17 protein-coding genes are annotated in these 18730 nt (G+C 63.4%); 11 read left to right on the top strand and 6 right to left on the bottom strand.

All coding sequences use genetic code 11. From position 1 onward, the window contains the following. Nucleotides 1-40 precede the first annotated feature (40 nt). Genes ACIPZH_RS08240 through ACIPZH_RS08225 form a run of 4 tightly spaced genes read right to left on the bottom strand, consistent with a single transcriptional unit; the run spans nucleotide 41 to nucleotide 3626 of the window. Nucleotides 41-928, bottom strand: a complete 888-nt coding sequence (locus ACIPZH_RS08240; protein ID WP_400635870.1) for a ChaN family lipoprotein — start codon at nucleotides 926-928, stop codon at nucleotides 41-43. A 12-nt stretch (nucleotides 929-940) separates the two neighbouring features. Beyond that, on the bottom strand, nucleotides 941-1708 hold the full coding sequence (locus ACIPZH_RS08235; protein ID WP_400629912.1) for a heme ABC transporter ATP-binding protein: 768 nt from the start codon (nucleotides 1706-1708) through the stop codon (nucleotides 941-943). After that, nucleotides 1708-2691, bottom strand: coding sequence for a FecCD family ABC transporter permease (locus ACIPZH_RS08230; RefSeq protein WP_400635888.1), 984 nt, complete (start codon nucleotides 2689-2691; stop codon nucleotides 1708-1710). Before ACIPZH_RS08230 ends, ACIPZH_RS08235 begins: the two co-directional genes overlap by 1 nt. Nucleotides 2692-2741: 50 nt before the next feature. After that, a complete protein-coding gene (locus ACIPZH_RS08225; protein ID WP_400635869.1) occupies nucleotides 2742-3626 on the bottom strand; it encodes a hemin ABC transporter substrate-binding protein in 885 nt (294 codons plus the stop codon). 148 nt (nucleotides 3627-3774) lie between these two features. Between ACIPZH_RS08225 and ACIPZH_RS08220 the strand changes: the two genes are divergently transcribed. Beyond that, a complete protein-coding gene (locus ACIPZH_RS08220) occupies nucleotides 3775-4092 on the top strand; it encodes a Rieske (2Fe-2S) protein (RefSeq protein WP_267820877.1) in 318 nt (105 codons plus the stop codon). Here the strand turns inward: ACIPZH_RS08220 and sfsA are convergent. Further along, nucleotides 4082-4795 carry a DNA/RNA nuclease SfsA gene (sfsA, locus tag ACIPZH_RS08215; RefSeq protein WP_267820875.1) on the bottom strand — a complete coding sequence of 238 codons (714 nt, stop codon included), beginning with the start codon at nucleotides 4793-4795 and terminating at the stop codon, nucleotides 4082-4084. The two genes, ACIPZH_RS08220 and sfsA, sit on opposite strands and share 11 nt — an antisense overlap. Beyond that, nucleotides 4795-5967 (bottom strand): pyridoxal phosphate-dependent aminotransferase, encoded by a 1173-nt coding sequence (locus tag ACIPZH_RS08210; RefSeq protein ID WP_400635866.1) that lies wholly within the window; start codon nucleotides 5965-5967, stop codon nucleotides 4795-4797. The genes sfsA and ACIPZH_RS08210 overlap by 1 nt, the downstream gene beginning before the upstream one ends. Before the next feature lie 210 nt (nucleotides 5968-6177). On the opposite strand from ACIPZH_RS08210, the gene dksA reads away from it, so the two are divergent. The 10 genes from dksA (at nucleotide 6178) to pgi (ending at nucleotide 18712) form a co-directional block, all read left to right on the top strand. After that, complete coding sequence (dksA, locus tag ACIPZH_RS08205) at nucleotides 6178-6624, top strand: RNA polymerase-binding protein DksA (RefSeq protein WP_241803828.1); 447 nt, start codon at nucleotides 6178-6180, stop codon at nucleotides 6622-6624. 64 nt (nucleotides 6625-6688) lie between these two features. Then, entirely contained in the window at nucleotides 6689-7576 is an 888-nt protein-coding gene (gene gluQRS / locus ACIPZH_RS08200) for a tRNA glutamyl-Q(34) synthetase GluQRS (protein WP_400635864.1), read from the top strand. Between the two features lie 220 nt (nucleotides 7577-7796). After that, the gene (locus tag ACIPZH_RS08195; protein ID WP_003250005.1) at nucleotides 7797-7973 is read left to right on the top strand and encodes a hypothetical protein; all 177 of its coding nucleotides are present in this window, start codon (nucleotides 7797-7799) and stop codon (nucleotides 7971-7973) included. Next, a complete protein-coding gene (locus tag ACIPZH_RS08190) occupies nucleotides 7957-10932 on the top strand; it encodes a sensor histidine kinase (protein ID WP_400635862.1) in 2976 nt (991 codons plus the stop codon). The genes ACIPZH_RS08195 and ACIPZH_RS08190 overlap by 17 nt, the downstream gene beginning before the upstream one ends. A 4-nt stretch (nucleotides 10933-10936) precedes the next feature. Continuing rightward, complete coding sequence (locus ACIPZH_RS08185; RefSeq protein ID WP_241803831.1) at nucleotides 10937-12376, top strand: sigma-54 dependent transcriptional regulator; 1440 nt, start codon at nucleotides 10937-10939, stop codon at nucleotides 12374-12376. 739 nt (nucleotides 12377-13115) lie between these two features. Next, nucleotides 13116-14504: a polynucleotide adenylyltransferase PcnB gene (locus tag ACIPZH_RS08180; RefSeq protein ID WP_400635860.1), complete on the top strand. Its 1389-nt coding sequence runs from the start codon at nucleotides 13116-13118 to the stop codon at nucleotides 14502-14504. Further along, on the top strand, nucleotides 14501-14980 hold the full coding sequence (gene folK / locus ACIPZH_RS08175; protein WP_241803833.1) for a 2-amino-4-hydroxy-6-hydroxymethyldihydropteridine diphosphokinase: 480 nt from the start codon (nucleotides 14501-14503) through the stop codon (nucleotides 14978-14980). Before ACIPZH_RS08180 ends, folK begins: the two co-directional genes overlap by 4 nt. Before the next feature lie 262 nt (nucleotides 14981-15242). Then, entirely contained in the window at nucleotides 15243-16043 is an 801-nt protein-coding gene (panB, locus tag ACIPZH_RS08170; protein ID WP_400635858.1) for a 3-methyl-2-oxobutanoate hydroxymethyltransferase, read from the top strand. Further along, on the top strand, nucleotides 16040-16903 hold the full coding sequence (gene panC / locus ACIPZH_RS08165) for a pantoate--beta-alanine ligase (RefSeq protein WP_349975272.1): 864 nt from the start codon (nucleotides 16040-16042) through the stop codon (nucleotides 16901-16903). Before panB ends, panC begins: the two co-directional genes overlap by 4 nt. A 144-nt stretch (nucleotides 16904-17047) precedes the next feature. Next, complete coding sequence (gene pgi / locus ACIPZH_RS08160; protein ID WP_241803836.1) at nucleotides 17048-18712, top strand: glucose-6-phosphate isomerase; 1665 nt, start codon at nucleotides 17048-17050, stop codon at nucleotides 18710-18712. Nucleotides 18713-18730: the final 18 nt, after the last annotated feature.

Raw genomic sequence — 18730 nt, 5'->3', positions numbered from 1 at the left:
TTTTTTGCGGCTTGCCACTGCCTCCGAACCGCCCGCACGCCTACTTACGCAACGGTGCGCAATAATCCTGCTCCGGCATCGCCGCCGTGTACCAGACGTAGTCTGCCATCCCCGCGTCGACCTGCTGACCAATCTCGGCCAACAACAGCACCTTGCTCTGCCCCTCTGCCCCCAGGTCGGCGAGGTGCAACGGCACGCCCAAGTCCTTGCGTACGTGGAATGCACCGGCCAGCAACAGGGCAGGCTGCGGCGCCGAGAGCAGCCGCTGGGCAATGCGCCGGTCACGTTGTTGCTGAACGGCCAGCATGGCCGGCAACTGGCTCACGGGGAGCAAATCACAGTGCCCGGCCCTCACCTGCTCGAGCAATGCTGCCGTCACCTGTGGCGCATTGGACTGCGCCCCCGGCACCGGCGTCGCCAGGCGATAGGCCTGGCGCATTTCGCCAACCGACAGGTTGGCGGCCAGAAGGGGAACATGGCTGCCCAATGCTTCACGTACGATCGGCCCGTACAGCTGCCAGTCCCAGCCCTCCTGCCACGCCAGGGCCTTGGGCAGCTCTTGCGGCAATGTGGCCTGGGCTTGAACCGCATCGACCCGAGCCTGCTGCTCCGGTTGCAGCATTTCCAGAAGCAGGCTGCCCTGGGGGCGCCGGGCCTGCATGGCGCGGATCAACCAAAGTTGCAAGGCGTGATGGTCTGCGTTGTCATGCTTTTCGCCTACCAGCACTCGCGGTACGCCAGCCAGGTCCTCCACCAGCTGTTCAGGGCTGATGACCTTGCCGCTGGCCAGATCGTGGATTTGCCCCAGTTCTGCGCGGTCACGCCCTTCGCTACTCTGCCAGGCGGGTAGCGGCGGCACGCTGGCTTGGCAGCCTCCCAGCGCAAACAACACGCCCAGCAGCGCGCCAGACAGTAAGCAATGATGCATGAGCAACGCCTCCTAGCGGGTGATGATCAGCGGATGCCCCCGTTCCGGATGGGCCTGTACCAATACGTCTATGCCGAACACGGCCTTGAGCGCCGCGGGGGTCAACACCTCCTGCGGCGAGGCCAGAGCATGGGCACGGCCCCCTTCGAGCAACAGAATACGATCACAGTAGCGCGCCGCCAGGTTCAGGTCATGCAGGATCACCAATACCGCTGCGCCGCGGTCGGCAAAACTGCGCACAGCTTGCAAGGTGGTGTGCTGGTGCAAGGGATCGAGCATCGAGGTCGGCTCGTCAAGCAGCAGCGTAGCCCCCTCCTCACCCGGCCACAGCTGCGCCAGTACGCGGGCCAGATGCACACGTTGCCGCTCCCCGCCCGACAACGCCAGGTAACTGCGCCCCAGCAGGTGGCAGGCATCTGCTGCATGCAGCGCTGCCTCAACGATCTCAGCGTCACGCACTTGGCCGCTGTCATGCGGCATTCGCCCCATGCCGACCACTTCCTCGACCCTGAACGCAAAGCCCAGGCTGGACACCTGCGGCAACACCGCCAGGCACCTGGCCCGCGCCTGCCCGTCCCAGCTGGCCAACGGCCGGCCCTGCAACGTCACGCGCCCTTGCCCGGGCGCCAGTTCGCCACACAGCACGCCCAGCAGGCTGCTCTTGCCTGCACCATTCGGGCCGAGCACACCCACCACCTGGCCCGGATGCATTTGCAGATTGAGGTCATGCAGTACTTCATTCCCACCACGGCGCAGGTAAAGGCCCTCGACTTGCAACATCAACTGCGCCCTCTGATCAACAAAACCAGGAAAAACGGCGCACCGATAAAGGCCGTGACGATACCGATCGGCAACTCGGCCGGCGCCAGCGCCAAGCGCGCCACCAGGTCGGCAAGCAGCATCAGCACGCCGCCAGCCAATAGCGATGCGGGCAACACCACGCGGTGATCAGGCCCGGCCAGCAAGCGCACCAGGTGCGGTACCACCAGGCCGATGAAGCCGATAAGCCCCGCCGCCGCCACGGCCGCGCCCACACCCAGGGCCGTGCAGAACACCATCTCGCGCTTGAGCCGCTCCACCTCGATACCCAGGTGCCGCGCCTCGGACTCGCCCAGCAGCAAGGCATTGAGCGCCCGCGCCCGGCGCGGCAACCACAGCGCGACGCCTGCGGCCACGATCAGCAACGGCCACAGCCGGTCGTAGCTGGCACCGTTGAGGCTGCCCAGGTTCCAGAAGGTCAGCGTACGCAGGGTGGCGTCGTCGGCCAGATAAGAAAACAGGCCGACCGCCGCGCCCCCCAGCGCGGTCATGGCTACACCGGCCAGCAACATTGTGGCCACATTGGTCTGCCCATCGCGCCGCCCTAGGCGATAGACCAGCGCGGTGACCGCCAGGCCGCCGATAAAGGCGCACAGTGACAATAAGTAAGGCGCAAAAGCCTCAGGCAGGCCGCCAAACCAACTGCCGCCAACGATAGCCACTGCAGCGCCCATGGCTGCACCGGCGGATACGCCCACAAGCCCAGGGTCGGCCAGCGGATTGCGAAACAACCCCTGCATGGCCACACCGCACAGCGCCAGCACCGCCCCCACTGCCAAGCCCAGCAGCGTGCGTGGCAGGCGAATCTGGCCCAGGATCATTTCGGCCTGCTGCAGGCCTTCGCCGTCGATGCGCAGCCCCACTAACCGCAGGCCCGCGCGCAAGGTATCGAACAGCGGCAAGCTCACAGGGCCCAGGGCGAGGGACAGCCATACCGCCAACAGGCACAGCAGGCTCAGGCAGATAATCAGTGTACGTGGCTGCACGCGCTGCTTCATTGCGTGAGGCTGACCTTTGCCGCCGGGTAGAAGGCGGCCGCCAGGTCTTGCAGGGCCTGCGGCAAGCGCGGGCCAAGGCCGCCGACCAACAGGGTCGGGTCAAGTTGCACCAGGCGCTGGTCGCGTACCGCTCGGGAGGCGGTCAACGCCGGGTTTTCCTTGAGCAGTGCCTGCAGGGCCTGGTCGCCGACCAAAGCGCGATCGGAGAACACCACGACATCGGGGTCCAGGGCCGCCAATGCTTCATTGGAGAAGTTCTTGTATCCCTGATGCTCGGCCAGGTTTCGCCCACCTGCCTGACGCAGCAGCCAGTCACCTGCGGTGCCCTGCCCGGCAATCAGCGGTTTCGCCCCCGCGTGGCCGACCAGCAACAGCACACCCGGCGCTTTGTGGCTGGCCTGTGCCTGCTTGACCTGCATCTGCAACAGCTCAAGCTGCTGATGATAATCAGCGGCGAGTTGCGCGGCCTTCTGCTCGGCGCCGAGCAAAACACCCAGCTGCTTGAGGTTTGCATCCACGGCGGCGAGGTCCGCCTTGCTGGAGAGCAGCTCCACCCGAACGCCGGCTTTGCGGATTTGCGCAAGCACAGGTGGCGGCCCCATCTCTTCTGTGCCGACCAGCACATCCGGGCGCAGGCTGAGAATGCCCTCGGCGGACAACTGGCGCTGGTAACCGATACTTGGCAGGGCCTTGAGCGACTCAGGATGCTGGCTGGTGGTATCCACACCCACCAGGCGCGGCTCGCCGCCCAGGGCGCTGACCCACTCGCTCAATGCGCCGCCAGCACTGACCCAGCGCTGTGGCAAATCGGCGGCCAGCGCCTGGGTGGAAGCGACCAGGGCTGCGCACAAGGCAAACAAGGCAGCGGGACGACGCATCATCGGATTCCTTCTGAAGGCGAGCCACACGCCTTGTGGCGAACGGCGGAACTGCGCACCATAGACAACCGGGCGCAGCGATTGCGCGCAATTTGATAATTATTCGCATTGGCACGTCAAGCCATCACATGTCTCACGAGTTTTCCTGCACATGCACTTCCTTTGTACTTCCGCAGCGCTGGCCGAGGGCCATAGCCGCGCCTTCAGGGTAGACGGCATCGAACTGTTCGGCGTGCGTCGCCAGGGCCAAGTGCATCTGTATCGCAACCGCTGCCCGCACCGGGGGATCCCCTTGAACTGGCAGGCGGACGCATTTCTCGATGACAGTGCAAGCCTCATTCACTGCGCCCATCACGGTGCGCTGTTCCTGATCGAAAATGGCGAATGCGTGGCGGGCCCCTGCGAGGGTGACGCGCTGCAGGCCCTGGACTGCCTGGAAGACAGCCAGGGGATCTGGCTCAGGGGTTGACCAACACCGGTAGCGGGCGGTCGATGACGATGTGCCCGGCATCCAGGCGCACGCCATAGGCCAGCACCTCTACCCCATCCGCCACGGCGGCGCGCAGCGCCCGGGCATAGGCTGCATCGATCTCGTCGGCCGGACGCACCGCCTCGATGCCCGTCAGGTTCACGCAGTACAGCTGCACCGCACGTATACCTTGCCGGGCCAGCGCCGCAAGTTCGCGCAGGTGCTTGGCACCGCGCTGGGTGACAGCATCCGGGAAAGCGGCCACTGCCGTATCCGGGTACCCCAGTGTCACGCTCTTGACCTCGACATAAGCCGGCCCGTGGTCGAACTCCAGGCGAAAGTCCACGCGGCTGCCCTCTTCACCGTAGGCCACCTCACGCTTGAGTGCAGTGAAGCCCGCCAGCTCTTGGATCACGCCCGCGCGAAGCGCTTCCTCGACCAGCGCGTTGGCCCGCCCCGTATTGATACAAGCCAGCCGCCCCTGAGGCGTCTCGCTGATTTCCCAGGTGCCCGGCAACTTGCGCTTGGGGTCGTTGGAGCGACTGAACCAGACCTGCCCGCCCTCACGCATGCAATTGAGCATGGAGCCCGTGTTGGGGCAGTGGATGGTCAACTGCTCGCCATTGGCCAGCTGGATGTCCGCCAGGAACCGCTTGTAGCGGCGCAGCAGCCGCCCTTGTTCGAGTGGAGGAAAGAACACCATCAGCCCTGCCAGCTCCGCAAGCCACGGGCGATGCGCTGGACCGCCTCCTCCAGCCGCGGCAGGCTCTGGGTATAGGCAAAGCGCACATGATGGCCTGCCAGGTGGCGGCCGAAGTCCAGGCCCGGCGTGAACGCCAGGTGCTCGGTTTCCAGAAAATGCTGGCAGAAAGCAAAGGCATCGCCGCCAAAGGCACTGATGTCGGCATATAGATAGAACGCGCCCTGCGGCTCCACGGCAATGCCAAAGCCCAGTTCGCGCAGGGCGGGCAACAGGTAGTCGCGACGGCGGGCAAACTCGGCGCGGCGCGCTTCGAAAATTGCCAGGGTTTCAGGCTGGAAACAGGCCAGTGCGGCGTGCTGGGCCATGCTTGGTGCGCTGATGTACAGATTTTGCGCAAGCTTTTCCAGATCGGCCACGGCCTCAGGCGGTGCAACCAGCCAGCCAAGCCGCCACCCGGTCATGCCGAAATACTTGGAAAAACTATTCAGGACGAATGCCGAATCATCCACTTCCAAGACGCTTGGCGCGTCCATGCCGTATGTCAGCCCGTGGTAGATCTCGTCCACTACCAAGTGGCCATTTCGTTCGCGGGTGGCCCTGGACAAGCTGGCCAGCTCATCACGCTCCAGCACGGTACCGGTGGGATTGGCTGGCGAGGCGACCAGGGCACCGACAGTGTCCTGGTTCCAGTGCCGGTCAACCAGATCGGCGGTCAGTTGATAGTTCACCTCAGGCCCGACAGGTACCAGTTGCGCCCCCCCTTCGACCAGTCGCAAGAAGTGGCGGTTGCAGGGGTAGCCGGGGTCTGCCAACAGCCAGTGCTTGCCGGGGTCGACCAGCAGGCTGCTGGCCAGCAGCAGCGCGCCAGAGCCCCCCGGGGTGATCAGAATGCGTTCGGGGTCTATCGCGACGCCATAACGCTGGTCGTAAAAGCCGGCAATCGCCTCACGCAGGGCCGGCAGGCCACGCGCGGCGGTGTAGCGGGTATGCCCGGCGGCCAGCGCCGCCTGGCCTGCTTCGACGATAGGCGCGGCGGTGGTGAAGTCCGGCTCACCGATTTCCAGGTGAATCACATCATGACCGGCCGCTTGCAGCTCGTTGGCCCGCGCCAGCAACGCCATGACATGGAAGGGTTCAATGGCGCGGCTGCGCGCACTGTAGTGGTGGGCCATTACCTTCTCTCAATTGGGTCTAAACTGGTGATTCTACCTTTGCACAGCACCGAACGTACGCCCCATGGCGCTGTCAACACGTAGGATCGGGCGGGCTAGCGCACCCCCGATCTATCTGGTAAGTTCGGCGGCTCGCAGTCGCAGGGCCGGCGGGTGCCGGAGATGGAGCATCCTGCGCATTGGATCAGATGAGTAAGAGGCGGTCTATTCATGTCCACCGTAGAAAAGCAAAAAACCGGTCAAACCATGTACGGTGTCGCGCCCTATAATGAGACCAAGGGCGAAGAGTACATGGGTGAGCCCATGAAGAAGCACTTCACCACGCTTCTCAACGCCTGGAAAGGCGAGCTCATGCAGAGTGTGGATCGCACCGTAGACCACATGAAAGATGAAGCTGCGAACTTCCCGGACCCGGCCGACCGTGCCAGCCAGGAAGAAGAATTTGCTCTTGAGCTGCGCAACCGTGACCGCGAGCGCAAGCTGATCAAGAAAATCGACAAGACCCTGCAGAAGATCCAGGACGAAGAGTACGGCTGGTGCGAATCGTGCGGCATCGAAATCGGCCTGCGTCGCCTGGAAGCCCGCCCCACCGCGGACCTGTGCTTCGACTGCAAGGAAATCGCCGAGAAAAAGGAAAAGACAGTCGGCAAAGGCTGATCCTTCTCTCCTCCGAACGGGGCGCATCATGCGCCCCGTTTTATTTTCAGAAACACCACTGCCCATGAACGACTCGCGCTACATCGGACGCTTCGCCCCCACCCCCAGCGGTTTTCTGCACTTCGGCTCGCTGGTGGCCGCCCTGGCCTCCTGGCTTGACGCCCGCGCGGTCAATGGCCGTTGGCTGCTACGCGTGGAAGACACCGACCCGCCACGGGAAATGCCCGGCGCCCGTGATGCAATCCTGCAGACCCTGGAGCGCTATGGGCTGGAATGGGATGGCGAGGTGGTCTTCCAGAGCCAGCGCCACGACGCTTACGGCGCGGTGGTAGACCGCCTGTTCAACATGGGCCTGGCCTACGCCTGCACCTGTTCGCGCAAACAGCTCGAAGGCTACAACGGCATCTATCCAGGGTTTTGCCGCAACGCCGGGCACGCGCGCGAAGGCGCCGCCATCCGCCTGCGGGTGCCTGAGCTGATCTACCGCTTCAAAGACCGTGTGCAAGGGGAGTTCCAGCAACACCTTGGCCGCGAGGTGGGCGACTTCGTGATTCAGCGCCGCGACGGGTTGTATGCGTACCAGCTGGCAGTCGTACTGGACGACGCCTGGCAAGGTGTTACCGACATCGTGCGCGGGGCCGACCTGCTCGACAACACGCCGCGCCAGCTGTACTTGCAGGAATTGCTGGGCTTTTCCCAACCGCGTTACCTGCACATTCCATTGATCGTGCAACCTGATGGGCACAAGCTGGGCAAGTCATACCGTTCACCGCCGCTTGAGGCTGATCAGGCAACGCCGTTGCTGTTGCGGGCGTTGCGCGCATTGGGCCAGGAAGCCGACCCTCAGTTGCTGACGGCAACGCCCGCTGAAGTATTGGCCGTGGCGCGCCAGCGCTGGCAGCCAGAAGCCATTGCACAGCGAACAACGGTGCCCGAGGCTGATTTGAAGTGAAGCGTCACCGGCCCTAGCGCCGGCAAGCCGGCTCAACCGTTACTGTGCGCTACCTCGCGGCCAGCTGGCGCCAGGGCGAAATCGGGCAACCCACGTCTCAAAAACAAAAGCCCAATAATTTCAAACCCTTGGCGAACACCACCGATTCCCGCTAGCATCGCTCCAACCATTTGCGCCAATAATAAGTCCAAGCCCGCAGCGCCCAACCATCGAGGCCAGCATGTACATCTATCGTTTGGTCCTGCTTCTGGTCGTGGGGATCTACCTGTTCTCCCCGGCCATCATGGACTGGTGGATCGAACCGACCGGCGCCTGGTATCGCCCTTACCTGCTCTGGCTGATCCTGATCGTCGTCACTTTCATCCTGCAGAGCCAACGAGATGCCGATGAGCTTTAGCCTGACCCAGATGATCCTGATCAGCGCCGGGTACCTGATGGTGCTGTTCGGTGTGGCCTGGATCAGCGAGCGTGGGTTGATACCCCGTTCGATCATTCGCCACCCGCTGACCTACACCCTGTCGCTGGGCGTCTACGCCAGTGCCTGGGCTTTCTACGGCTCGGTGGGCCTGGCCTATCAGTATGGCTACGGCTTCCTCGCCTGTTACCTGGGCGTCTCCGGCGCCTTCCTGCTGGCGCCTGTGCTGCTTTATCCGATCCTCAAGATCACCCGCACCTACCAATTGTCGTCATTGGCCGACTTGCTGGCCTTTCGCTTTCGCAGCACCTGGGCCGGTGCGCTGACGACCATTTTCATGCTGATCGGTGTGCTTCCCTTGCTGGCCCTGCAAATTCAGGCAGTGGCCGACTCGATCAGCATTCTCACCGGCGAACCGGTCAAGGCACGCGTGGCCTTTGCCTTCTGCGCACTGATCATCCTGTTCACCATCTTCTTCGGCTCGCGCCACATCGCCACGCGCGAAAAGCATGAAGGGCTGGTGTTCGCCATCGCCTTCGAGTCGGTGATCAAGCTGCTGGCGCTGGGCGGCATTGGCCTGTACGCCCTGTACGGCGTGTTCGGCGGCCCGCACGGGCTGGAAGTCTGGCTGCTGCAGAACCAGACCGCCCTGGCCGCGCTGCACACCCCGCTGCAGGAGGGCCCATGGCGCACCCTGCTGCTGGTGTTCTTCGCCTCGGCCATCGTCATGCCGCACATGTACCACATGGCCTTCACCGAAAACCTCAACCCGCGCTCCCTGGTCAGCGCCAGCTGGGGCCTGCCGCTGTTCCTGCTACTGATGAGCCTGGCCGTGCCGCTGGTGCTGTGGGCGGGCCTGCGCCTGGGCGCCAGCACCAACCCCGAGTACTTCACCCTGGGACTTGGGATCGCCGCCAACAACAAGGCGCTGGCACTGCTGGCCTATGTCGGCGGGCTGTCCGCCGCCAGCGGCCTGATCATCGTCACCACCCTGGCCCTGTCGGGCATGGCGCTCAACCACCTGGTGCTGCCGCTGTACCAGCCGCCGGCCGAAGGCAACATCTACCGCTGGCTGAAATGGACCCGCCGCGCACTGATCGTCGCCATCATCACCGCCGGCTTCATGTTCTACCTGAACCAGAACACCCACCAGAGCCTGGCCAACCTGGGCATCGTCGCCTTCGTCGCCACGTTGCAGTTCCTGCCGGGGGTGCTGTCGGTGCTGTACTGGCCAACCGCGAACCGCCGCGGCTTCGTCGCCGGCCTGCTGGCCGGCACCCTGGTCTGGATGGTGACCATGCTGCTGCCCCTGCTGGGCAACCTGCAGGGCTTCTACATCCCACTGCTGGACATGATCTATGTGCTCGACGACACCAGCTGGCACATGGCAGCGATCGCCTCCCTGGCAGCCAACGTACTGTTGTTCACGCTGATTTCACTGTTCACCAACGCCAGCAGCGAGGAAGTCAGTGCCGCCGAAGCATGCGCGGTGGACAACGTGCGCCGGCCCCAGCGCCGCGAGCTGCATGCAGCCTCACCGCAGGAATTTGCCACCCAACTGGCCAAGCCACTGGGTGCCAAGGCTGCACAGAAGGAAGTCGAACAAGCCCTGCGCGACCTCTACCTGCCGTTCGACGAGCGCCGCCCCTATGCTCTGCGCCGCCTGCGTGACCGCATCGAGGCCAACCTCTCGGGCCTGATGGGGCCGAGCGTGGCCCAGGACATGGTCGAAACCTTCCTGCCCTACAAGTCTGGCAACGAGAACTACGTCACCGAAGACATCCACTTCATCGAAAGCCGCCTGGAAGATTACCACTCGCGCCTGACGGGCCTGGCTGCCGAACTCGATGCCTTGCGCCGCTACCACCGTCAGACCCTGCAGGAGCTGCCCATGGGCGTCTGCTCGCTGGCCAAGGACAAAGAAATCCTGATGTGGAACAAGGCCATGGAGGAGCTGACCGGCATCGCCGCCAAGCACGTGGTCGGGTCGCGCCTGGTAACCATCGATGAACCTTGGCGCGGCCTGCTGCTGGGTTTCATCAACGTACCCGATGAGCACTTGCACAAGCAGCGCCTGGCACTGGACGGCCAGCCGCGCTGGCTCAACCTGCACAAAGCGGCCATCGATGAGCCCCTGGCACCTGGCAACAGCGGGCTGGTGTTGCTGGTCGAAGACCTCACCGAGACACAGGCCCTGGAAGACAAGCTGGTGCACTCCGAACGCTTGGCCAGCATCGGCCGCCTCGCTGCGGGCGTGGCCCACGAGATCGGCAACCCGATCACCGGCATCGCCTGCCTGGCGCAAAACCTGCGCGAGGAGCGCGAAGGCGACGGCGAGATCATCGAATTGTCGAGCCAGATCCTCGAACAGACCAAACGGGTGTCGCGCATCGTGCAGTCGCTGATGAGCTTTGCCCATGCCGGCGGTAGCCACCAGAACAGCGAAGAGCCGGTGTGCCTGGCCGAAGTGGCCCAGGATGCCATCGGTCTGCTGGCGTTGAACCGGCGCAATTTCGAAGTACAGTTCTTCAACCTCTGCGACCCCGACCACTGGGCAGAGGGGGATCCTCAGCGCCTGGCCCAGGTGCTGATCAACCTGCTCTCCAACGCGCGCGACGCGTCGCCGCCCGGCAGCGCCGTGCGGGTACGCACCGAGGTCAGCGAGCACACCGTCGACCTGATCGTCGAGGACGAAGGCAGTGGGATTCCGAAGAACATCATGGACCGCCTGTTCGAACCTTTCTTCACCACCAAGGACCCTGGCGAGGGAACCGGACTAGGGCTCGCTCTGGTCTATTCCATCGTGGAAGAGCATTATGGGCAAATCACCATCGACAGCCCGGCCGACATCGAACGGCAACGTGGCACCCGGATCCGCGTGACCCTGCCCCGGCATGTCGTAGCGACGTCCCCTGAAATTCGAGACCGTCGAGAGAATTGAATCAATGCCGCATATTCTGATCGTCGAAGACGAAACCATCATCCGCTCGGCCTTGCGTCGCCTGCTCGAGCGGAACCAGTACCAGGTCAGCGAAGCCGGCTCGGTGCAGGAAGCCCAGGAACGCTTCAGCATTGCCACCTTCGACCTGATCGTCAGCGACCTGCGCCTGCCCGGCGCGCCGGGTACCGAGTTGATCAAGCTTGGCCAAGGCACCCCAGTGCTGATCATGACCAGTTACGCCAGCCTGCGCTCGGCGGTGGACTCGATGAAGATGGGCGCGGTGGACTACATCGCCAAGCCTTTCGACCACGACGAAATGCTCCAGGCGGTGGCGCGTATTCTGCGCGACCGGCAGAGTGCACCGGCACCCGCCCCAGTGGCCGAGCCACGCAGCAACGGCAAGGCAGCCCCTGCCGACAAAGGCGCTCCGGCATCGGCCAACGGCGAGATCGGCATCATTGGCTCGTGCCCTCCCATGCAGGACATGTACAGCAAGATCCGCAAGGTGGCGCCGACCGATTCCAATGTGCTTATCCAGGGCGAGTCCGGTACCGGTAAGGAACTGGTAGCCCGTGCCCTGCACAACCTGTCACGGCGCGCCAAAGCGCCGATGATCTCGGTGAACTGCGCGGCCATCCCCGAAACCTTGATCGAGTCGGAACTGTTCGGCCACGAAAAAGGGGCATTCACTGGTGCCAGCGCAGGGCGTGCCGGCTTGGTGGAAGCGGCAGACGGCGGCACCCTGTTCCTCGATGAGATCGGTGAACTGCCGCTGGAAGCCCAGGCCCGTCTGCTGCGGGTGTTGCAGGAGGGCGAAATCCGCCGGGTGGGTTCGGTACAGTCGCAAAAAGTCGACGTGCGCCTGATTGCCGCGACCCACCGCGACCTGAAAAACCTGGCCAAGGCTGGGCAATTCCGTGAAGACCTTTATTACCGCCTGCACGTGATCGCCCTCAAGTTGCCAGCGCTGCGTGAGCGCGGCAGTGACGTCAACGAGATCGCCAGCGCCTTCCTCGCCAGGCAGAGCGCGCGCATCGGTCGGGACGATTTGCACTTCTCGTCTGAAGCCGAGCAAGCCATTCGTCATTACAGCTGGCCGGGCAACGTGCGCGAACTGGAGAACGCCGTAGAGCGTGCGGTGATTCTAAGCGAGAGCGCGGAGATATCGGCCGAACTGCTGGGTATCGACATCGAGCTGAGCGACATGGACGATGACGACGCGCTCGACAACGCGATGGCCGCGGGCGCTGCCAACAACGCCAGCCATGAGCCGACCGAGGACCTGTCGCTGGAAGACTACTTCCAGCATTTCGTGCTCGAGCACCAGGACCATATGACCGAAACCGAACTGGCCCGCAAGCTCGGCGTCAGCCGCAAGTGCCTGTGGGAACGCCGCCAACGCCTGGGCATACCGCGCCGCAAGAGCAACGCTACCAGCGAATGAGCGACTCCTATGGAGCGCCGCCCGCGCGGCGCTCCATTGCATGGACGCGCAACAGCCTCTGTGCCCCTGGTAACAATCGGCCCCCGCAAAAATCTGTTACCTAACCTTTTCGCCGTAACAGTTCCCGAGGCGTACGGTAACGAAATCTCGTCATTCCCCACCGGCCAGCCTCTCGTCAAACCCGTCAAACCATTGATTTCATTGGGTTTCTCAAAGTTGGCACGCCACCTGCTATATGTTCAGTACAAGAACAATAACAAGCACTGCAACTCAGAATAAGAACAAGACGAAACGGCTCACGCACAATAAAAACAAGACGGCGGAGGCGCAGCTAACTGATTCTTTTGGAGAGGATGCGTGTTTGGGGCTTGCCCCACGACCAGGCAGAGAACAACAAAAACTGCACTAAAAAGCAGCGCCTGAACTGGTTGGATCGATTGATCAGCATGACATCAGCGGCCAAAGCAATCCGTTTGCTCTTAACCCCTGGATTGGGGGTCGTCCACAAGCTTTGAGATTTGTGGGCAGGGCACTCAACAAAAACAAGAAGCCCGGCATAACAACAATAAGAGCACGCAACGACTTCTTGGGGAGCTTAGGCTCCCCTTGTCGTTTCTCCCCTTCTGGCAGTCCATCCTGCTACCGCCTACACCATCCCCCGAGTAAATGCTAGAATCCCCGCCCATCATGCGGCCATTCTCCTATTCTTGGCCGAACATTCCTTCACACAGTGCATCCCATGCTGAAGAAGCTGTTCCAGTCTTTCCGCCCTCCCGTACCGGGCCAGCACCACAAGCGCACCACGCCTGAGGTGATCAACAAGAGCCAACACTCGCTGCAGCGCCACCAGTTCAGCCGCCATGCGGTGAATATCGTCGAGCGCCTGCAAGGCGCGGGCTACCAGGCCTACCTGGTCGGTGGTTGCGTGCGCGACCTGATGCTGGGCATCACGCCCAAGGACTTCGACGTCGCCACCAGCGCAACACCTGAGCAGGTACGTGCCGAGTTCCGCAATGCGCGCATCATCGGCCGTCGCTTCAAGCTGGTTCACGTGCATTTCGGCCGTGAAATCATCGAAGTCGCGACCTTCCGTGCCCCTCACTCCGAAGACGACCAAGGTGACAGCCACCGCTCGTCGCACAATGCCAGTGGCCGCATTCTGCGCGACAACGTATACGGCAGCCTGGAAGAGGACGCGCAACGCCGCGACTTCACCATCAACGCCCTGTACTACGACCCGGTCAGCGAACGCATCCTCGATTACGCCAACGGCGTGCATGACGTACGCAACCGTCTGCTGCGCCTGATTGGTGACCCGACTCATCGCTACCAGGAAGACCCGGTACGCATGCTGCGCGCGGTGCGTTTCGCCGCCAAGCTCGACTTCGGCATCGAAAAGCACACTTACCAGCCGATCCGCAGCCTGGCGCCGCTACTGCGCGAAATCCCGCCTGCGCGGCTGTTCGAGGAGTGCCTCAAGCTATTCCTGTCCGGGCAAGGCGCCATCGTCTTCGAGATGCTGGTAGACCTGGCGTTGTTCGAGCCGCTGTTCCCGGCCAGTGCGCATGCACTGGAAGAGCGCCCGACCTACACCCATACCCTGATCAGCCAGGCCCTGAGCAACACTGACCTGCGTATCAAGCAAGGCAAACCGGTGACCCCGGCCTTCCTGTTCGCCGCCCTGCTCTGGCCAGCACTGCCAAGCCGCGTTCTGCACCTGCAAAACCAGGGCGTGCCGCCGATCCCGGCGATGAATGGCGCAGCCCACGACCTGATTGCCGAACAGTGTGCACGCATTGCCATTCCAAAGCGTTTCACCCTGCCTATCCGCGAGATCTGGGACATGCAGGAGCGCCTGCCGCGCCGCAGCGGCAAACGCGCCGACGTGCTGCTCGACAACCCACGCTTCCGCGCCGGCTACGATTTCCTCCTGCTGCGTGAGAGCGCAGGCGAAGAAACCGATGACCTCGGCCAGTGGTGGACCGATTACCAGGACGCCAACGACGCCGAGCGCCGCGAGATGATCCGCGAGCTGGGCAGCCGCGATGAAGGCACCGGCGCCGGCCCACGCAAGCGCAAGCGCAGCTCCAGCAAGCGTAAACGTGGTGGCGATGAGGCGTTCGAGTGACCACTCGCGCCTACATCGGCCTTGGCAGTAACCTGGATGCGCCTGCCGAGCAACTGGGCAACGCCCTGCAGGCGCTGGACCGGGTGGCGAACACCCGCCTGGTGGCAGCGTCTGCCCTGTACACCAGTGACTCCCTGCTGCCTGGCCAGCCGCGTTACACCAACGCCGTCGCTGCCCTGGACACCTCACTCGCCCCCCTGGACCTGCTGGACGCCCTGCAAGCCATCGAGAACGAACAGGGCCGTGTACGCAAGGAACGCTGGGGCCCACGCACGCTCGACCTGGACATCTTGCTGTTCGGCGACCATGTCATCGATGTGCCACGCCTGCAGGTGCCGCACTACCACATGCATGCCCGCCCCTTCGTGCTATACCCACTGGCCGAGCTGGTGGCAGACGATTTTCACCTGGCCGACGGGCGCCCGCTTGCCCAGTTGCTCCAAGCCTGCCCGTTCGTTGGCCTGGAACGCCTGTAGCCCAGGCGCTGCGGCCTTTCTCCAAGGGCGGTAACGCCAGTAACACCCTGTTAGTAACAATGCGGTAACAGGGTGATTGACTTCCCCCACCTCGCTCACGACTATAGGCGTCCCGTGTGGCACCAAAGTGCCGCATACCCGTATTTAGGCCCGGACGGACCTGTGCCCCGAACATCACGCGCGATGATGTGCCGCTCCGGAAGATGACTACACGCGTTGTTGGCGGTCGTTTTTCACAGCGCCTGAACGAGGATTTTCCTACATGCCTGACGTAACCCTGACCACCCTGCACGGCCTCAAGGCCAAGGGTGAAAAGATCACCATGCTGACCTGCTACGACGCCACCTTTGCCAAGGCTGCCAGCCAGGCCGGGGTCGAAGTGTTGCTGGTGGGCGACTCCTTGGGGATGGTCCTGCAGGGCCATGACAGCACGCTGCCCGTCACCACGGCGGAAATGGCCTACCACACCGCCTGCGTCAAACGCGGCAACGAGGGTGCGCTGATTCTTGCCGACCTGCCGTTCATGGCCCACGCCACCCCCGAGCAGGCCTTCGCCAACTGCGCCATGCTGATGCAGGCTGGCGCCCACATGATCAAGCTTGAAGGCGCTGCATGGTTGGCCGAGACCATTCGCCTGCTGGCCGAGCGCGGCGTGCCGGTGTGCGCCCACATGGGCCTGACCCCGCAAACCGTCAACGTTCTGGGCGGTTATAAAGTGCAGGGGCGCCAGGAAGCCCAGGCCCGGCAGATGCGCGCTGATGCCATCGCGCTGGAACAGGCCGGCGCCGCCATGCTGCTGCTCGAATGCGTACCTGGCGAACTGGCCGCCGAGATTACCCAGGCCGTGAGTATCCCGGTGATCGGCATCGGTGCCGGCAGCGCCACCGACGGCCAGGTGCTGGTCCTGCACGACATGCTGGGCTTGTCCCTGAGCGGCCGGGTGCCGAAGTTCGTGAAAAACTTCATGGTCGGCCAGCCAGACATCGCGAGCGCACTTGCCGCCTACGTCAAGGCGGTCAAAGACGTGAGCTTCCCAGCGACTGAGCACGGATTCAGCGCATGAACACAGTCAATACCGTCGGTGAACTGCGCGCGGCCATCGCCCGCGCCCGTGGCGAGGGCAAGCGTATCGGCTTCGTGCCAACCATGGGCAACCTGCACAGCGGCCATGCTGCGCTGGTGACCAAAGCGGCCCAACGTGCCGACTTCGTCGTTGCCAGCATCTTCGTCAACCCGCTTCAGTTCGGCGCCAACGAAGACCTCGACAAGTACCCTCGCACCCTTGCCGCCGACCAAGAGCGCCTGCTCCAGGCGGGTTGCGATCTGCTGTTCGCGCCTACTGTGCAAGAGATGTACCCAGACGGCATGGCCGTGCAGACCCGCGTCAGCGTGCCGAACCTCTCCGAAGGCCTGTGTGGCGCAAGCCGTCCGGGGCATTTCGAGGGCGTAGCGACCGTGGTCAGCAAGCTGTTCAACATGGTGCAGCCTGATCTCGCGGTATTCGGCGAAAAGGACTACCAGCAACTGGCGGTGATCCGCGCCATGGTGCGCGACCTGAACATGCCGATCCAGATCATCGGCGAGCCGACCGTGCGCGCCGAAGATGGCCTGGCGCTGTCGTCACGCAATGGTTACCTGACGGCCGAGCAGCGGGCTACCGCGCCGGTGGTCTACCGCACGCTCAAGCACATCGGGGACGCCATCAGCCGTGGCCAACGCGACTTTGCCGCGCTGGTTGCCGAGGGCCAGGATCAGCTGGCAGCAGCCGGCCTGCGCCCGGACTACCTGCAGGTACGCCATGCGCTGACCCTTCGCCCAGCGATGATCGATGACCGTGACCTGGTGATTCTGGTTGCCGCCTACCTGGGGAACACGCGGCTTATCGACAACCTTTATGTGCACCTTGACGAACCGACCGCGTGACGCCGAGGGGCTGCACTGCAGCCCCAAATTCCCCTCCCCGCCCCATTCCCTGCGCGCAACCAATGCCTATAATGATGGCCTGCCTGAACCTGGCCGTGACGCCCCTGTCCAAGGCCACACCTACGCAACAAGGAATTCTGCGCAATGGCGTATTACCGGACACCCCATGATGTTACGGCCCTGCCAGCCTGGCAGGCCCTTCAGCAGCACCGCGACGCCATGCAGGATTTCAGCATGCGCGAAGCCTTCGCCGCCGACCCCAAGCGCTTCGATGAATTCTCCCTGAGCTGCTGCGGCCTGTTCCTCGACTACTCGAAAAACCTGATCAACGAACAAAGCCGCGACCTGCTGGTGCAGTTGGCCGAACAAGTCGGCCTGCAGGATGCGATCAAGTCGATGTTCAGCGGCGAAATCATCAACGCCTCCGAAGGCCGCCCGGTGCTGCACACCGCCCTGCGCCGCCCGGTGGGTGACAAGCTCAGCGTCAACGGCGTCAACGTGATGCCCGAGGTGCACAAGGTACTCAACCAGATCACCGAGCTGGTGGGGCGTATCCATGACGGGCTATGGCGTGGCTACAGTGAGAAGCCGATCACCGACGTGGTCAACATTGGCATCGGCGGCTCTTTCCTGGGCCCAGAGCTGGTTTCCGAGGCGCTGCTGCCCTACGCCCAGCGAGGCGTGCGCTGCCACTACCTGGCCAACATCGACGGCAGTGAATTCCATGAACTGTCGGCCAACCTGCGCGCCGAAACCACCTTGTTCATCGTCTCGTCCAAGTCGTTCAACACCCTCGAGACCCTGAAGAACGCCATGGCCGCACGTACCTGGTACCTGGCCCAGGGCGGTTCCGAAGCAGAGCTGTATCGCCACTTCATCGCCGTTTCCAGCAACAAGGCTGCCGCCGTGGCCTTCGGTATCCGCGAAGAAAACATCTTCCCCATGTGGGACTGGGTCGGCGGGCGCTATTCGCTGTGGTCGGCCATCGGCCTGCCGATTGCCCTGGCCATCGGGACCGCCAACTTCAAGGAACTGCTGTCGGGTGCCTACACCATGGATCAGCACTTCCAGACCGCGCCGTTCGAGAAGAACATGCCGGTGCTGCTGGCCCTGCTGGGCGTCTGGTACGGTAATTTCTGGGGTGCCCGCAGCCACGCGATCCTCCCCTACGATCACTACCTGCGCAACATCACCAAACACCTGCAGCAGTTGGACATGGAATCCAACGGCAAGAGCGTGCTGACCGACGGTACGCCAGTGAAGACCGATACCGGCCCGGTCATCTGGGGTGGCGTCGGCTGTAATGGCCAGCACGCCTACCACCAGTTGCTGCACCAGGGCACCCAGCTGATCCCGGCCGACTTCATCGTCCCGGTGGTGAGCTTCAACCCGGTCGCCGACCACCATCAGTGGCTGTACGCCAACTGCCTGTCGCAAAGCCAGGCGCTGATGCTGGGCAAGACACGTGAAGAGGCAGAGGCCGAATTACGTCAAAAAGGCCTGAATGAAGCCGACATCGAAAAACTCGCGCCGCACAAGGTGATCCCGGGCAACCGCCCGAGCAACACCCTTGTGGTCGAACGCATCAGCCCGCGTCGCCTTGGCGCGCTGGTGGCGATGTATGAGCACAAGGTGTTCGTGCAGAGCGTGATCTGGGGCATCAACGCCTTCGACCAGTGGGGCGTGGAACTGGGCAAGGAGCTGGGCAAGGGTGTCTACCAGCGTATCGTCGGCAGCCTGGAAGACAGCGCCGAAGACGGTTCCACCCAGGGCCTGATCAACTACTTCCGCGGCCGTCACCGCGGCTGACCGATGCCGGCGTCTTCG

Source organism: Pseudomonas sp. NPDC089758 (assembly GCF_044748705.1).
GTDB classification, from domain to species: domain Bacteria; phylum Pseudomonadota; class Gammaproteobacteria; order Pseudomonadales; family Pseudomonadaceae; genus Aquipseudomonas; species Aquipseudomonas putida_X.
Note: the sequence above shows the minus strand (reverse complement) of the source record. Positions and strands in the feature narration are given on the sequence as shown.

Coding starts and splice junctions, on each gene's coding strand:
- gluQRS (WP_400635864.1), top strand. CDS start 6,689: ATGAACGACTCGCGCTACATCGGACGCTTCGCCCCCACCCCCAGCGGT.
- ACIPZH_RS08185 (WP_241803831.1), top strand. CDS start 10,937: ATGCCGCATATTCTGATCGTCGAAGACGAAACCATCATCCGCTCGGCC.
- dksA (WP_241803828.1), top strand. CDS start 6,178: ATGTCCACCGTAGAAAAGCAAAAAACCGGTCAAACCATGTACGGTGTC.
- pgi (WP_241803836.1), top strand. CDS start 17,048: ATGGCGTATTACCGGACACCCCATGATGTTACGGCCCTGCCAGCCTGG.
- panB (WP_400635858.1), top strand. CDS start 15,243: ATGCCTGACGTAACCCTGACCACCCTGCACGGCCTCAAGGCCAAGGGT.
- ACIPZH_RS08225 (WP_400635869.1), bottom strand. CDS start 3,626: ATGATGCGTCGTCCCGCTGCCTTGTTTGCCTTGTGCGCAGCCCTGGTC.
- ACIPZH_RS08190 (WP_400635862.1), top strand. CDS start 7,957: ATGCCGATGAGCTTTAGCCTGACCCAGATGATCCTGATCAGCGCCGGG.
- ACIPZH_RS08240 (WP_400635870.1), bottom strand. CDS start 928: ATGCATCATTGCTTACTGTCTGGCGCGCTGCTGGGCGTGTTGTTTGCG.
- ACIPZH_RS08220 (WP_267820877.1), top strand. CDS start 3,775: ATGCACTTCCTTTGTACTTCCGCAGCGCTGGCCGAGGGCCATAGCCGC.
- ACIPZH_RS08180 (WP_400635860.1), top strand. CDS start 13,116: ATGCTGAAGAAGCTGTTCCAGTCTTTCCGCCCTCCCGTACCGGGCCAG.
- ACIPZH_RS08235 (WP_400629912.1), bottom strand. CDS start 1,708: ATGTTGCAAGTCGAGGGCCTTTACCTGCGCCGTGGTGGGAATGAAGTA.
- panC (WP_349975272.1), top strand. CDS start 16,040: ATGAACACAGTCAATACCGTCGGTGAACTGCGCGCGGCCATCGCCCGC.
- ACIPZH_RS08210 (WP_400635866.1), bottom strand. CDS start 5,967: ATGGCCCACCACTACAGTGCGCGCAGCCGCGCCATTGAACCCTTCCAT.
- ACIPZH_RS08195 (WP_003250005.1), top strand. CDS start 7,797: ATGTACATCTATCGTTTGGTCCTGCTTCTGGTCGTGGGGATCTACCTG.
- sfsA (WP_267820875.1), bottom strand. CDS start 4,795: ATGGTGTTCTTTCCTCCACTCGAACAAGGGCGGCTGCTGCGCCGCTAC.